12 protein-coding genes are annotated in these 13,352 nt (G+C 60.0%); 3 read left to right on the top strand and 9 right to left on the bottom strand.

Translation table 11 applies throughout. From position 1 onward, the window contains the following. Positions 1 to 858: an RNase adapter RapZ gene (gene rapZ, locus ACA065_RS04590; protein WP_497693497.1), complete on the top strand. Its 858-nt coding sequence runs from the start codon at positions 1 to 3 to the stop codon at positions 856 to 858. Between the two features lie 16 nt (positions 859 to 874). Further along, positions 875 to 1,147 carry an HPr family phosphocarrier protein gene (locus ACA065_RS04585; protein ID WP_497693496.1) on the top strand — a complete coding sequence of 91 codons (273 nt, stop codon included), beginning with the start codon at positions 875 to 877 and terminating at the stop codon, positions 1,145 to 1,147. A gap of 37 nt (positions 1,148 to 1,184) precedes the next feature. Here the strand turns inward: ACA065_RS04585 and ACA065_RS04580 are convergent, their stop codons facing one another. The 6 genes from ACA065_RS04580 to pmbA all read right to left on the bottom strand — a co-directional run bounded on the left by ACA065_RS04580 (position 1,185) and on the right by pmbA (position 6,456). Next, the gene (locus tag ACA065_RS04580) at positions 1,185 to 2,078 is read right to left on the bottom strand and encodes a ZIP family metal transporter (RefSeq protein WP_497693495.1); all 894 of its coding nucleotides are present in this window, start codon (positions 2,076 to 2,078) and stop codon (positions 1,185 to 1,187) included. Positions 2,079 to 2,111: 33 nt separating this feature from the next. Further along, positions 2,112 to 2,723, bottom strand: coding sequence for a superoxide dismutase (locus ACA065_RS04575; RefSeq protein WP_497693494.1), 612 nt, complete (start codon positions 2,721 to 2,723; stop codon positions 2,112 to 2,114). A gap of 1 nt (position 2,724) precedes the next feature. Beyond that, positions 2,725 to 3,168, bottom strand: coding sequence for a DUF2753 family protein (locus ACA065_RS04570; RefSeq protein ID WP_497693493.1), 444 nt, complete (start codon positions 3,166 to 3,168; stop codon positions 2,725 to 2,727). A gap of 27 nt (positions 3,169 to 3,195) precedes the next feature. After that, positions 3,196 to 4,572 carry a class II fumarate hydratase gene (locus tag ACA065_RS04565; protein ID WP_497693492.1) on the bottom strand — a complete coding sequence of 459 codons (1,377 nt, stop codon included), beginning with the start codon at positions 4,570 to 4,572 and terminating at the stop codon, positions 3,196 to 3,198. After that, complete coding sequence (locus ACA065_RS04560; RefSeq protein ID WP_497693491.1) at positions 4,565 to 4,960, bottom strand: FagA protein; 396 nt, start codon at positions 4,958 to 4,960, stop codon at positions 4,565 to 4,567. Before ACA065_RS04560 ends, ACA065_RS04565 begins: the two co-directional genes overlap by 8 nt. A gap of 149 nt (positions 4,961 to 5,109) precedes the next feature. Continuing rightward, positions 5,110 to 6,456 carry a metalloprotease PmbA gene (gene pmbA / locus ACA065_RS04555; RefSeq protein WP_497693490.1) on the bottom strand — a complete coding sequence of 449 codons (1,347 nt, stop codon included), beginning with the start codon at positions 6,454 to 6,456 and terminating at the stop codon, positions 5,110 to 5,112. A gap of 108 nt (positions 6,457 to 6,564) precedes the next feature. Between pmbA and yjgA the strand changes: the two genes are divergently transcribed. Further along, positions 6,565 to 7,086, top strand: a complete 522-nt coding sequence (yjgA, locus tag ACA065_RS04550; RefSeq protein ID WP_497693489.1) for a ribosome biogenesis factor YjgA — start codon at positions 6,565 to 6,567, stop codon at positions 7,084 to 7,086. 45 nt (positions 7,087 to 7,131) lie between these two features. Here yjgA and tldD read toward each other — a convergent pair whose 3' ends face one another. From tldD to ACA065_RS04535, 3 genes are read right to left on the bottom strand one after another with little or no spacing between them, the layout of a single operon-like run. After that, positions 7,132 to 8,574 carry a metalloprotease TldD gene (gene tldD, locus ACA065_RS04545; protein ID WP_497693488.1) on the bottom strand — a complete coding sequence of 481 codons (1,443 nt, stop codon included), beginning with the start codon at positions 8,572 to 8,574 and terminating at the stop codon, positions 7,132 to 7,134. A gap of 19 nt (positions 8,575 to 8,593) precedes the next feature. After that, positions 8,594 to 9,439 carry a carbon-nitrogen hydrolase family protein gene (locus ACA065_RS04540; RefSeq protein WP_497693487.1) on the bottom strand — a complete coding sequence of 282 codons (846 nt, stop codon included), beginning with the start codon at positions 9,437 to 9,439 and terminating at the stop codon, positions 8,594 to 8,596. Positions 9,440 to 9,487: 48 nt separating this feature from the next. Further along, a complete protein-coding gene (locus ACA065_RS04535; RefSeq protein WP_497693486.1) occupies positions 9,488 to 13,303 on the bottom strand; it encodes a YhdP family protein in 3,816 nt (1,271 codons plus the stop codon). Positions 13,304 to 13,352: the final 49 nt, after the last annotated feature.

Genomic DNA, 13,352 nt, shown 5'->3' with positions numbered 1-13,352 from the left:
ATGCGTTTGATCATCGTCAGCGGCCGCTCCGGCTCGGGTAAAAGTACTGCCCTCAACGTTCTTGAGGACAACGGCTTCTATTGCATTGATAACCTGCCCGCGGGCCTGCTGCCGGAACTGGCGGAGCGCGCGCTGATCCACACGGAACTGGCGCAACCTCTGGTTGCCGTTTCGATCGATGCCCGTAACCTGCCCAGCCACCTTGAGCGATTCCCGCAATTGCTCGAGGAAGTACGTGCCAAGCATATTCATTGCGACGTGCTGTACCTGGATGCCGACGAGGAAACGCTGCTCAAGCGCTTCTCCGAGACCCGCCGACGCCACCCCCTCAGCAGTTCCCACCGCTCGCTGGCCGAAGCCATCGAGGACGAGACCACGCTGTTAGGGCCGATCATTGATCTCGCCGACCTCAAGATCAACACCACCGGCCTGAACCTGTATCAGTTGCGCGATGCCATCAAGCTGCGTTTGCTGAACCAACCCGAGCCCGGTACGGCATTTCTCGTCGAGTCATTCGGTTTCAAGCGCGGTATGCCCGTGGATGCCGACCTGGTCTTCGATGTGCGCTGCCTGCCCAATCCTTATTGGAAGCCGGAACTGCGCGATCAGTCCGGGCTGGATCAACCGGTGGCTGAATACCTGGCCGCGCAACCGGATGTGGAGGAGATGTTCCAGGATATCTCCAGCTACCTGCTCAAATGGTTGCCGCGCTTTGCTGCGAGCAATCGGGCCTATGTCACCATTGCCATTGGCTGCACCGGTGGTCACCATCGCTCCGTCTACCTGACAGAACGCCTGGGCCAGGTGCTGCAACAAACCCTCAAGAACGTCCAGGTTCGCCACCGCGACCTTAGCTGAAAGGAACACCCCCGCGATGCCCGCTCTGGAAATTGAAATCATCAACAAGCTGGGCCTGCACGCTCGCGCTTCCGCCAAATTCGTCGGCGTTGCCGGGCAATTTCCCTGCGAGATCTACGCCGGGCGCACGCCGCAATCCATGGTCAACGGTAAGAGCATCATGTCCATGATGATGCTGGCCGCCGGCAAGGGCACCAAGATTCACTTGAAGACGCAAGGCGAGCAAGAACAGGAAGCGATGGACGCTTTGGTGAAGTTGATCAATAACTTCTTTGACGAGGGTGAGTAAACTCACCGTTTAAGACAGGCGTGAGGCCGCAATAGCCTCACCCTAACGCAGTATCCATCACCATCATCAAGCAGAACCCGATGCACAACCCGAGGCTGGCGAGCTTTTCGTTGCCGTTACGCCGTGATTCGGGAATGACTTCATGCGTCACCACCAACAGCATGGCCCCCGCGGCCAGCGCCAGCCCCAAAGGCAACAGCACTTCGGCCAAGCTCACCAGCCAGGCACAGAGGACGGCAAACACCGGCTCAACCAGGCCTGACGCCGCGCCGATCAGAAAAGCTTTGACTCGCGACATCCCGGCCCCAGCCAAAACCAAGGCAATCACCAAACCTTCCGGCACGTCCTGCAGGGCAATGCCCATGGCCAAGCTGTCGGCATCCGGCATCCCGCCACCTGCCGAGACGCCCACGGCCATGCCTTCCGGGATGTTGTGGGCAATGATGGCAAACACAAAGAGCCAGATTCGCGGCGGAATAACCGGTTTATCCGGCGTGCCCACCAGCATTTCCGGGCTGGCACCAGAGACCTTGCGGTCGACCAGGTACAGACCGAATGCCCCCAACATGATGCCGAAACTGATCAAGCCACTGGCGCCCCAAGGCGAAAGCCCCAAGCTCTCAGCGGCGGCAATACCGGGGACGACCAGCGAAAATGCCGTCGCCGCCAACATGACCCCGGCACCGAAGCCCAGCAAAGTATCACTGAGCGCCACCGGCATCCGACGAATCACCAGCACCGGGACCGCGCCCAGCGCCGTGCCAAGCGCGCAGATCGCTCCGCCCTGCAAGGCACGCAGGATGCGCGGTTCAAGATCCAGCCAGGCCAGCCCGTGGGCCACCAGCAATGCAGTGCCTGCCAATAGCAGCAGCGAGCCAAACGCATAACGAAACATTCGTCCGCTGCTGATCGCCAGTGTTTCAGTGCCCATAGTCGGCCTTAGATCTTGTTATAGAGGTAAATGTCAGGACAAAGCGGCCTGGTAGCGTGCGGTAACTTCCGGCCAATTGATGACACTGTAGAACGCATTGATGTATTCCGGGCGACGGTTCTGATAGAGCAGGTAGTAGGCGTGCTCCCAGACGTCCAGGCCGAGGATCGGCGTATTGCCGCTCATCAGTGGGCTGTCCTGGTTACCACTGCTTTCGACCACCAAGGTCTTTTGCGGCGTGACGCTGAGCCAGGCCCAGCCGCTGCCGAAACGGGTCAAGGCCGCCTTGGTGAAGGCCTCCTTGAAACTGTCGAAGCCGCCCAACTGTTCATCAATCGCTTTGCCCAACGCACCTTCGGGTTTGCCGCCGCCCTTTGGCGACATCACCACCCAGAAGAGCGAGTGGTTAGCATGACCACCGCCTTGGTTGATGACCGCAGCACGCAACTTTTCCGGCAGTTGCTGAACGCTGGAAACCAGCTTCTCAACTGGCCAGCCCGCGAACTCAGTGCCCTCGACCGCCGCATTCAAGTTGTTGATATAGGTCTGGTGATGTTTGGTGTAGTGGATTTCCATGGTTTGCGCATCAATATGCGGCTCCAGGGCATCATAGGCGTAAGGCAAGGCAGGCAAGGTGTAAGACATATCAATGTGCTCCGTAATAAGGACTGTTGCGGGTCGATGCATCCGGTTGCGCCGCAGTGCCACCGAGCAAGCGATGAGTTCGCGGGTACTCACCGTGATCGCTGATGAAGTTCAACAACTCGACGTAAGTCTTGCTGCTCTGGCGCAACGCCGCCTCGCGCAATTGCGGGCTCAGGCGCGGGTCCTGCATGGTCTGCAGCAGGCGCTGATGGATAGCGCAGAGGTATTCCGCGCTTTCTTCGGGCTGGTTAAGGCGCAGGTGCAGGTCCGCCAGGTTGTGATGGGAAATGACGCAAGCCGCCACTGCTTCGTCGGCATCCGCCCACCGCTCGAATAACACTTGAGCCAGCGCCAGGGCTTGCAAATAAGCCTCGCGAGCGTCAACCAGTTCGCCCTGCATAAAGCAGCGATTGGCCCGTTCGATCGTGCGTTTCCAGTGCTCCATGGTGAGCCTCCAAAGCAGAGTCGGTGATTACACGCCGCCAGCCGTGAGCTTTTCCGGATCCAGCAGGACTTCCAGTTGGCTACGGGGCAAGTCGGTGTGTTCGAGGGCGACATCAATTACCGGACGGCCTTGCTGATAGGCCTTCTTGGCGATTTCAGCGGCTTTTTGGTAACCAATGATTGGGTTGAGTGCAGTGACCAGGATCGGGTTGCGCGACAGCGCCTCCTTAAGCTTGGCTTCGTTAACCTTGAAGCTGGCGATGGCCTTGTCGGCTAGCAAACGGCTGGAGTTAGCCAGCAGTTCGAGGCTGCTGAGCAGGTTCTGCGCAATGATCGGCAGCATCACGTTCAGCTCAAAGTTGCCAGATTGACCAGCAACGGTAATCACCGTGTCATTGCCGATCACCTGGGCCGCGACCATGGCGGTCGCTTCCGGGATCACCGGGTTGACCTTGCCCGGCATGATCGAGGAGCCTGGCTGCAGGCCTTCCAGTTCAATCTCACCCAGGCCTGCAAGCGGGCCGGAGTTCATCCAGCGCAGGTCGTTGGCAATTTTCATCAGCGAGACGGCGGTGGCTTTCAACTGACCGGAGACGGCGACGGCGGTGTCCTGGGAGCCGATCAACGCGAACAGGTTCTTGCCCGGAGTGAATTTCACCCCGGTCAGGCTGCTCAGTTGCTGGCTGAAACGCGCCGCGAATTCCGGGTGTGCGTTGATCCCGGTGCCGACCGCCGTGCCGCCTTGGGCCAGGGCCTGCAAGCTCGGCAGCAGGTCCTGCAAGTGGCCGATATTGGCCTTGAGCTGCTGCGCCCAGCCGTTGAGCACCTGGCTCATGCGCACCGGCATGGCGTCCATCAAGTGCGTGCGGCCGGTCTTGATGAACGGGTGAACCTCCTCGGCCTTGCGTTCGATTACCTGCACCAGATGCAGCAGGGCCGGCAGCGTTTGCTCATGCAGCACCAACGCCGCGCTGACGTGAATGGTGGTCGGGATGATGTCGTTGCTGCTTTGGCCGCAGTTCACATGGTCGTTAGGGTTGACCGCCTCGCCCAACAACCGTGTGGCCAGAGTCGCAATCACTTCGTTGGCGTTCATGTTGGAGCTGGTGCCGGAGCCTGTCTGGAAGATATCCACCGGAAAATGCGGCATGTAATCGCCCTCCAGCAAGCCTTGGGCGGCATCGACAATGGCTTTGCCCTGCCCTTCGCTGATCTGCTTGAGGTCGACGTTAACCTTGGCGGCGGCGGCCTTGGCCAGGATCAGCGCGCGGATAAATTGCGCAGGCATGCGTTGGTTGCTGATCGGAAAATTGTTCACCGCGCGCTGGGTTTGCGCACCATACAAGGCCTCGGCTGGCACTTGCAGTTCGCCCATGCTGTCGCGTTCGATACGGGTGTTACTCATCGGAGGATCCTTGCACCAGGTCAGAAACAGAAATGGAAGGCAGCAATTCGCAGGTCGCCAATTGCCAGGCAAAGGTCTGCCAGCGCTTGAGGCGGCAGGCACAGTGAGAGAGTTTTTCCAGGTCGCGCAGCGGGCGCCACGCTTGGTCGAGACACATGGATCGCCAATGCCAGGGCAAGGCAATATCGCTGGCGGTGTCGATCAACAGGTGAAAGGACGTTTCGGCGATCGTCCACGGGTGAGTCGCGGTGCAACACGCCAGGTATCGCCCCTCGTTGAGGTAATGTTCGATCAGGCGAGGTTCATTGGGATCGAGGCCGCAGCGAATCTGACGACTCATCCAACGCCAGCTTTCCAGGTACGGATCCTCATGCAGGACAGAACTCATGAGCCACACTCATTCGGTAATGATATTTATTATTAAATGATATTGAGAATCAAAACAAGAGTGGCACCTTAATCCACTTGTGACACAGCCATAAAAAAAGGCGCGCCATCTATAAGATGGCGCGCCTTTTTGATTGAGCGTCGCGGGGTTTAGCTACCGGCGACGGTCATCCGCTCGATCAGTACCGAACCCGTGCGAATGTTGCTGCGCAGCTCCAAGTCATTACCCACCGCGACGATTTGCTTGAACATATCGCGCATATTGCCGGCAATGGTCACTTCCTGGACGGCGAACTGAATCTCACCGTTTTCCACCCAGAAACCAGCAGCACCGCGTGAGTAGTCACCGGTCACCATATTCAGGCCACTGCCCATCAATTCGGTTACCAGCAAGCCGCGGCCCATACGACGCAACAGCGCAGCCTGGTCTTCGTCGCCATGGGTGACGAACAGGTTGTGCACGCCACCGGAGTTGGCCGTACTGGGCAGGCCAAGCTTGCGGCCGGCGTAAGTACCCAGGACATAGGAGACCAACTCGCCCTTCTCGACGAACGGTTTGGCATACGTGGCCAGACCATCACCGTCGAACGCCGAACTGCCCATGGCGCGCATCAGGTGCGGACGCTCATCAATGGTCAACCACTCAGGAAACAGCTTCTGGCCGATTGCGCCCTCAAGGAATGAGGACTTGCGGTACAGGTTGCCACCGGAAATCGCCCCCAGAAAGCTGCCGAACAAGCCCCCGGCGAGTTCGGCCGAAAACAGCACCGGCACTTCACAAGTCGGCACTGGGCGCGCGCCCAGACGGCTCGCCGCGCGCTGTGCAGCGCGCTGGCCAATGCTCACCGGGTCCGCCAGCAATTCGCCTTGGCGGCTCACGTCGTACCAGTAATCACGCTGCATCTGGCCATCGGCTTCGGCGATCATCACGCAGCTCAAGCTGTGGCGAGTGGAGGCGTAACCGCCAATAAAACCGTGGCTGTTGCCGTATACGCGGCAGCCCTGGTGCGTGCTCAAGGTGGTGCCGTCAGCATTCTTGATACGAGGATCCGCATCAAATGCCGCCGCTTCGCAGGTCAGCGCCTGTTCGATCGCTTGTTCTGGCGTGATGTCCCACGCGTGAAACAGGTCGAAATCCTTCAAATCCTTGGCCATCAGCGCCTTGTCAGCCAAGCCCGAGCTCTCATCTTCGGACGTGTGCTTGGCAATCGCCAATGCAGCAGCGACAGTCTCGCGAATCGCTTCCGGCCCGCTGGCCGACGTGCTGGCCGAGCCCTTGCGCTGCCCCAGATACAATGTGATGCCAAAACCTTGGTCGCGATTGAATTCGACGGTTTCCACTTCCCGCTGGCGCACCGACGTCGACAGCCCCTGCTCCAGCGACACCGCCACTTCACAGGCACTGGCACCCTGGCGCTTGGCCTCGGCAAGGATCTGCTCGACTTGTTCCTGCAGTGCCGGTAACGCTTGCGGACCGACGCTTTGGGCTGCACTCATGGTTTTCTCCACTCAAATTCTGCTTTCGGTTAAGGCCATCGAGCGACCGGGCCGGACAAGCGGCCCCCGACTGGTTATCATGGCGGCGTTTCTTTGCGGACTGCCACCATGGTTGATTCTTACGACGACTCCCTCGATGGGGAGAAAAGCAAAACCCAGGTCAAACGTGAGCTGCATGCTCTGGTTGACCTCGGCGAGCGCCTTATAACGCTCAAGAAAGACTTGATTGCAAAATTGCCACTGACTGACGAAATGCGCCGAGCACTTGCGGATGCACCCAAGCACACCGCAAATATCGCGCGTAAACGGCACATCATGTTTATCGGCAAGCTGATGCGCGATCAGGACATTGACGCCATTCTGGCTTTGCTTGATCAAACCGATGCCTCCACTCGCCAGTACAACGAACGTTTCCATAACCTGGAACGTTGGCGTGACCGCCTGATCTCGGGCGATGACGCAGTGCTGGAGAAATTCGTGTTGGACTACCCGGATGCGGACCGCCAGCAATTGCGCTCCCTGATCCGTCAGGCCCAGCACGAGCAGGCGCACAACAAAGCGCCCGCCACCAGCCGTAAAATCTTCAAGTACATCCGTGAGCTGGACGAGACTCAACGCGGCCTGCGCTGATCCTCTTCCCCGGGTGGCGTTCTGCGCCACCCGAAGCTCCACCTCTTACGACCCCGTGCCACCCACGGTGATCGCATCAATCTTCAAGGTTGGCTGGCCAACGCCGACTGGCACCGACTGCCCATCCTTGCCGCACGTGCCCACGCCGCTGTCCAGCGACAGGTCGTTACCGACCATCGACACCTTGCTCATGGCTTCCGGCCCATTACCAATCAACGTCGCCCCTTTGACCGGCGCGGTAATCTTGCCGTCTTCGATCAGGTACGCCTCGCTGGTGGAGAACACGAACTTACCGCTGGTGATGTCCACCTGGCCGCCGCCGAGGTTCGCGCAGTAGATCCCGCGTTTTACCGAGGCGATGATCTCCGCCGGGTCGCTTTCGCCACCGAGCATGTAGGTGTTGGTCATACGCGGCATCGGCAGGTGCGCGTAGGACTCGCGACGGCCGTTACCGGTACGCGCAACGCCCATCAGACGAGCATTGAGCTTGTCTTGCATGTAGCCCTTGAGCACGCCGTTTTCAATCAGCGTGGTGCATTCGGTGGGCGTGCCTTCGTCGTCGACGCTCAGCGAGCCACGGCGACCAGCCAGGGTGCCGTCATCAACAATGGTGCACAACTTGGAGGCGACCATTTCACCCATGCGACCGCTGTAGGCTGAGCTGCCCTTGCGGTTGAAGTCGCCTTCCAGGCCGTGGCCCACCGCTTCGTGGAGCAGAACCCCGGACCAACCCGAACCCAATACCACCGGGAATGTACCGGCCGGCGCCGGAATGGCCTCCAGGTTGACCAGTGCCTGGCGCAGCGCTTCACGGGCGTAGCCCATGGCGCGGTCTTCAGCGAGGAAATAACGATAGTCCGTACGCCCGCCCCCGCCATGACCACCGCGTTCGCGGCGACCATTTTGCTCGACGATCACGCTGACATTGAACCGCACCAGCGGCCGCACATCCGCGGCCAGGCCGCCGTCGGTGGACGCCACCAGAATGCGTTCCCACACACCGGCCATGCTCACGGTGACTCGCTGGATACGCGGGTCGAGGGCGCGGGTAGCGGCGTCGATACGCTTGAGCAATTCAACCTTTTCCGCACGGCTGATCACCTCCAGGGGGTTGTCCGGCGCATACAACTGCGCCACGTCCTGAGTGCTGAATGCCTGCACCGTGCCGTTCTGGCCCGCACGGGAAATCGAGCGTGCCGCACGCGCCGCCAGGCCCAGGGCTTCAAGGGTGATTGCGTTGCTGTAGGCAAAACCGGTCTTTTCACCGGATTGCGCGCGCACGCCCACGCCTTGATCAAGGTTGAAGCTGCCTTCCTTGACGATGCCGTCTTCGAGGGCCCAGGATTCGGAAATCTGCCCTTGGAAATACAGGTCGGCTGCGTCGATGCCTGGCCCGGCCAGATCGCCGAGCACGGTTTGCAAACTTTCGATGGTCACGCCACCGGGTGCCAGGAGGTGTTCACTGACTGAGGACAACAACTCGCTCATAGGTTTGGCCTTAAATTCATCATTCCGAGGCAGGCCGCTGCGCGCCCTGCGAAAAAAAGCGCCGATGGTTGACCACCGGCATGCGCGCCCGTATCGACGCTTGCTCACTGCTATCGCGTTCGGCCAATAACACCGCTTCGCCTTGATCCTGTTGTGTCAGTACGCGCCCCCAAGGGTCGACAATCGCCGCGTGGCCAAAGGTTTCCCGCGGGCCGGGGTGTATGCCGCCTTGAGCGGCCGCCAGCAGGTAGCACTGGGTTTCGATGGCTCGCGCACGAATCAGCACATCCCAATGCGCAGCACCGGTCACCGCCGTAAAGGCCGAGGGCGCGGTAATCAATTCAGCCCCCGCCGCGCGCAATTCGCTGTACAGCTCGGGAAAGCGCAAGTCGTAGCACACCGTCAGGCCCAAGCGCCCCACCGGCGTGTCCGCTACCACCACATTGCCACCGAAAGCATAGTCGTCGGATTCGCGATAACGACCTCGAGCGTCCGCCACGTCGACATCGAACAGGTGCAGCTTGTCGTAACGGGCAACAATTTCGCCCTGATCGTCGATCAGCAGCGAGCAGGCGTTGGACTTGGCGTTGGGTTGGTCCTTGGGCGGCAACGGCAAAGTGCCGGCCACTATCCATAAGGTGAGGTCGCGGGCGGTCTGTTTCAACCATGGCAGGATCGGGCCGTCACCTAATGCTTCGGCACGGCCAATATCGGCTACGTCACGGCGGCCCATAGCGGCGAAATTTTCCGGTAATACCGCCAGCTTCGCACCGCCTGCCGCCGCGCGCTCCAGCAAGCGACGCGCCTGGGCCAGGTTGGCCAGGACATCGCTCTGGCTGACCATTTGAATTACCGCAAAAGACATAGGCCGACACTCCGCAAAGGGCATGCGGCCATGCTACTCCACAGGCTCTCAGTTTGGTTTTTCAAATGGCTTGTCGAAGGTGATTTTTGGATCCTTCCAAGGACCTTGCACCTTGTATTGCACGCTGGCGAAGCGCGACACACGGTCACCGATCAACTTGTCGATCAAGAACAGCGCGCCACCAATGGCCGGCGCACCCACGAGCAGCGCGGCAATCGGCAGGTTATTGGTCACCGGCAATGTAACCAGCAGCTTGGCATCGACCCGATCGGCCACCAGGTCCAACGTGCCATTGAGCTCCAGGTTAGTGGAGGGCCCGGTCATGGTGATGGGCTCACGGGTCACGAACGCACCATTACTGGCCGCCAGCAAACCTTTGACCCGGTCATAACTCAAGCCTTTGCCAAGCAAGTCCGAGAAGTCCAGTCGCAAACGCCGCCCGATAGAGTTGAAGTTCAGCAAACCAAACACCCGCAGGGCTTGGGCGCCGCCTTCCACCTCAACGAACTGGCCTTTGCGGAACGCCGCATCCAGGCTACCGGAGAAGCGCTTGGGCCCAACCCAGGCGGGCGAACCCGGCCAGCGACCATCCACGTCCAGGTGGAAATCCTCGCTGGTCACCGTTGGCGCAAAGCCCCAACCCTTGAGCACATCGGCGATGTTCTTGCCATCCAGACGGCCTTTGTACCAACTGCTGCTATCGCCTGGCGCACCTTCCCAACCACCGGCGCCTTTGAGTTGCATGCCTTTGAGGCCCAGGTCCAGGTTGTTGAAGGCCAGGCCTTTGGCGGTTGGCCGGATCTTCAACGACCAGGCCCCCACCAGGTCCGGCCCCTGGAACAATTGATCAATGGCGATATCCAGTGCCGGGATATCTTTTGGGTCAATATCAGCCAATGGGTCCGGCGCGTTCTCGTCCGCCTGTACCGTTGGGTCCACCGCCGGCAATTTCACGTACTGCAAGTTGATCGCAACAGGCGCGCCCTTGGCATCCGGCAGGTTCACCGCGCCTTTGGCCTGCTGGCTGTCGAGCTGCAAACCCCAGGCAGCCGGCTTGCGATTGAGTTGCAAGCTGACCTGATCAAACTGTGTACCAAACCCGGTCAGCTTGCCTACCTTGAAATCAGCGCCACTGAGCAGTTGCTTGGCACTGCCGCCTGGATCATTGCCGGCGTAGCGGTTTACCAGCTTTTTCCAAGGGTCGATGTCCAGTTCCGACAACACACCGCGAATGCGCAAGCCTTTGCCAGCCGGCAGCACGGCATCCCCATCACCCAGGAACAACTCCCCGCGACCGTCGTTGAATTTGTCCGGAGGCGAGGCAAAGGTGAAGCTTGCCAGCTCGCCGTAATCAAACCAGTAGCGACGCTCGGCGCCCTGCAAGGTCATGCGGAACACGCTGTCACGACCTTGGCTTGCGGGCATGCCAAACGGTGCCGGCAGATCCACCGCTACGCCTTTCATATTGGAGCTGACCATCATTTGGCTATCAGCACCGTCCAGGGTCAACTGTAATTGGTACGGGATATCGCCAGACACCGGCAGCGGCTGGCTGATTTTCAACCAGTCCGTCAGGCGCTTGACCGTGACTTGGCCCTTGGCGGCAACGCGCGTGCTGATATTGCCCGGCTTGCCATCGGCAAAGATCTGCGCAGTGATCGGACGGTCGAACGCCTGCGCCGAGATATTCTGACCACTCAGGCCCTTGGCGCTGTCGAAGCGGAAATTACCTTTGAGCTGAGTCAGGTCAAGGGTCGGCTCGGCCAATTGCAGGCGGGACTTGTCGGTCTGGAAGTCCACCACGATTTTCGGCTCGGTACCTTTGACCAACGGAATGTCCAGATCCAGCGAGCCTTGCAGGTCACCCTCGCCTTTCCAACCGGCAAAGGTCGAGCCCGTGCCTATCGGCGCATCCTGGAGAATCTTCAAGCCATCGCCCAAACCGCCAGCAAAGCCACCGGTGATCAACAGGTGACTGTCCTTGCCGGCTGGCGCATGGGGAATATTGACATAGACGTCCTTGACCTTGGTGTCGAGCAATTGGCCCTTGCTCGCCAGGATGCGCACGCCGCTCTCCTCGACAAACACTTCGCCATTGACTTTGCTCACATGAGGCCAACCTGGCTGGAACGCCAGTTCGGCATCATGCACCTTGAAGAACAGGCTGATATTACGCGCGGCCGGCAGTGCATCGTGGTTCAGCGAGCCTTGGTACTGGAAAAAGCCTTGGTCAACCGCACCTTTGAGAATCGCCGTGCGCAACCACTCATCCAGTGACGGGCTCAACACCGCCGGCAAGTACTTGGGCGTAAAACGGCCATCGCCATCGACCATGCCGACCCGCAGGTCCATGTAGTCTTCCTGGCTGTGGTCAAAATGCAGACGAATCAGGAAATCGGCAGCGACCTTACCCTCTTCGCCCAGCACCTTGATGTACGGAGCGATCAGCGTGAAGCCTTCCTTGTCCAGCTTCCATGTCAGGCGTGCATTGGCCTGGATGTACTGCCATGGCTTGGCGAAGATCGGGGACAGGTGCAAGGAAAAGTCCTTGCTGTCCATACGCAACTCGCCGTGGCCCAAGTCGCCGCTGATGCTGCCGGACACGTTCCGCGCGGCCGGCGCGCCGGAGTAAGCATCAAAGCCGATACGCTCAAGGTTGGCGGCAAAGCTGACCTTTTGGTCGCTGGTGTCCTGGGGGCGGAAATCCACCAGCACATTGCGCAGCAAGCCGGTGGCTTTGAGGTGTTCAATGGTTTTGGCAAAGCCTTCCGGCAAGGGTGCCAAGGCATTCAGCAGCGGCGTGATGGGCGTCAGGTCGAGGCGGTCGGCCTGCAGCTTCCAGACTTCCAGATTCTTGTCGGTGGCCAGGCGCTGCTGCAATTGCAGGCGTGACTCCCAGCGCGTCTCGCCGATGTTCATCGCAAGCGAATCAAACAGCACGTTGAGGCCGGTATCGCTACGTTGCAGGTAGGCCGTAAGGGCGAGATTTTCAATATGGACGGGCTTGCGGTCGGCGTAGCTGCCCTTCACCTGGGGTGAATTGAGGCGTACCACTGCGTTTTGCACAGTGCCCTTTGCCCAAGTCAGCCAGAACTCGCCACCCGCTTTGAATTGGGTGAGTTTCCACTGTTGGGTCAGCTTGGCCGGAATCCATTTTGCCCAGTCGCTTTGGGGCAGGCTCAGGTAGGCCTCGATTTCGCCCTGCTTCCATTGACTGGCACGAATGCGGCTGCGCAGGCTCAGGGCAAGGGGCTGGCCATCAGGCAAGGTCAGGCGGGCATCGAGACGTTGGCGGGCGCCGCCGGTGTGCAGGCTCAGGCCCACGTAAGTCAGGGTCAGCGGCGCCTGCTCGAAAGGTTGCAACGTGACCTGGCTATCGAGCAAAGACACACGCTTGACCACCTGCATGCGCTTGAGCAATTGCTCCGGGTCCAGCGGCTGGTCATCCTGCACCGGCAAGCCTTGCAGGGCCCAGTGCCCATCCTTGTCTTCCTTGATGCTCAATTGCAGGCCGCTGACTTCCAAGTGAGCAATGCGTACTTCGCGAGCCATCAGGCTGGCCCAGAGATCCGGCACCACTTCAACCTGGTCCAGGCGCAAAGCACTGCTGCCCTCGCCGACCATCACGTCGTGGGCCAGCAATACCGGCGCGAAGCCGCTCCAACGCCCTTCCAGGCTGCCGATTTGCACGGGCATGTCCACCGCGGCCTGGGCCTTGGCTTCGATTTCGGCGCGGTATTCAGCCACCAGCGGGGTCAATTCACGACCCAGGCTCACGTACACCGCCGCCAACACCAGCAGCAAGGCGCACAAGCCCAGGCCCCAACGGGTCAAAGCGGCAAAAAAGCGTTTCAGACGCTCCATGTCGGGCGACCCTCAAGGCAGTTAGCGAACGGCAGATAAAGGCCTGCCG

It is taken from the genome of Pseudomonas sp. LBUM1640 (assembly GCF_059716225.1).
This window is presented reverse-complemented; position numbering and strand designations above follow the sequence as displayed.

Excerpts from the sequence above, each read along its gene's own strand:
- yjgA (WP_497693489.1), top strand. The coding sequence starts at position 6,565 with ATGGTTGATTCTTACGACGACTCCCTCGATGGGGAGAAAAGCAAAACC.
- rapZ (WP_497693497.1), top strand. The coding sequence starts at position 1 with ATGCGTTTGATCATCGTCAGCGGCCGCTCCGGCTCGGGTAAAAGTACT.
- ACA065_RS04565 (WP_497693492.1), bottom strand. The coding sequence starts at position 4,572 with ATGAGTAACACCCGTATCGAACGCGACAGCATGGGCGAACTGCAAGTG.
- ACA065_RS04560 (WP_497693491.1), bottom strand. The coding sequence starts at position 4,960 with ATGAGTTCTGTCCTGCATGAGGATCCGTACCTGGAAAGCTGGCGTTGG.
- ACA065_RS04580 (WP_497693495.1), bottom strand. The coding sequence starts at position 2,078 with ATGGGCACTGAAACACTGGCGATCAGCAGCGGACGAATGTTTCGTTAT.
- ACA065_RS04575 (WP_497693494.1), bottom strand. The coding sequence starts at position 2,723 with ATGTCTTACACCTTGCCTGCCTTGCCTTACGCCTATGATGCCCTGGAG.
- pmbA (WP_497693490.1), bottom strand. The coding sequence starts at position 6,456 with ATGAGTGCAGCCCAAAGCGTCGGTCCGCAAGCGTTACCGGCACTGCAG.
- ACA065_RS04540 (WP_497693487.1), bottom strand. The coding sequence starts at position 9,439 with ATGTCTTTTGCGGTAATTCAAATGGTCAGCCAGAGCGATGTCCTGGCC.
- tldD (WP_497693488.1), bottom strand. The coding sequence starts at position 8,574 with ATGAGCGAGTTGTTGTCCTCAGTCAGTGAACACCTCCTGGCACCCGGT.
- ACA065_RS04585 (WP_497693496.1), top strand. The coding sequence starts at position 875 with ATGCCCGCTCTGGAAATTGAAATCATCAACAAGCTGGGCCTGCACGCT.
- ACA065_RS04535 (WP_497693486.1), bottom strand. The coding sequence starts at position 13,303 with ATGGAGCGTCTGAAACGCTTTTTTGCCGCTTTGACCCGTTGGGGCCTG.
- ACA065_RS04570 (WP_497693493.1), bottom strand. The coding sequence starts at position 3,168 with ATGGAGCACTGGAAACGCACGATCGAACGGGCCAATCGCTGCTTTATG.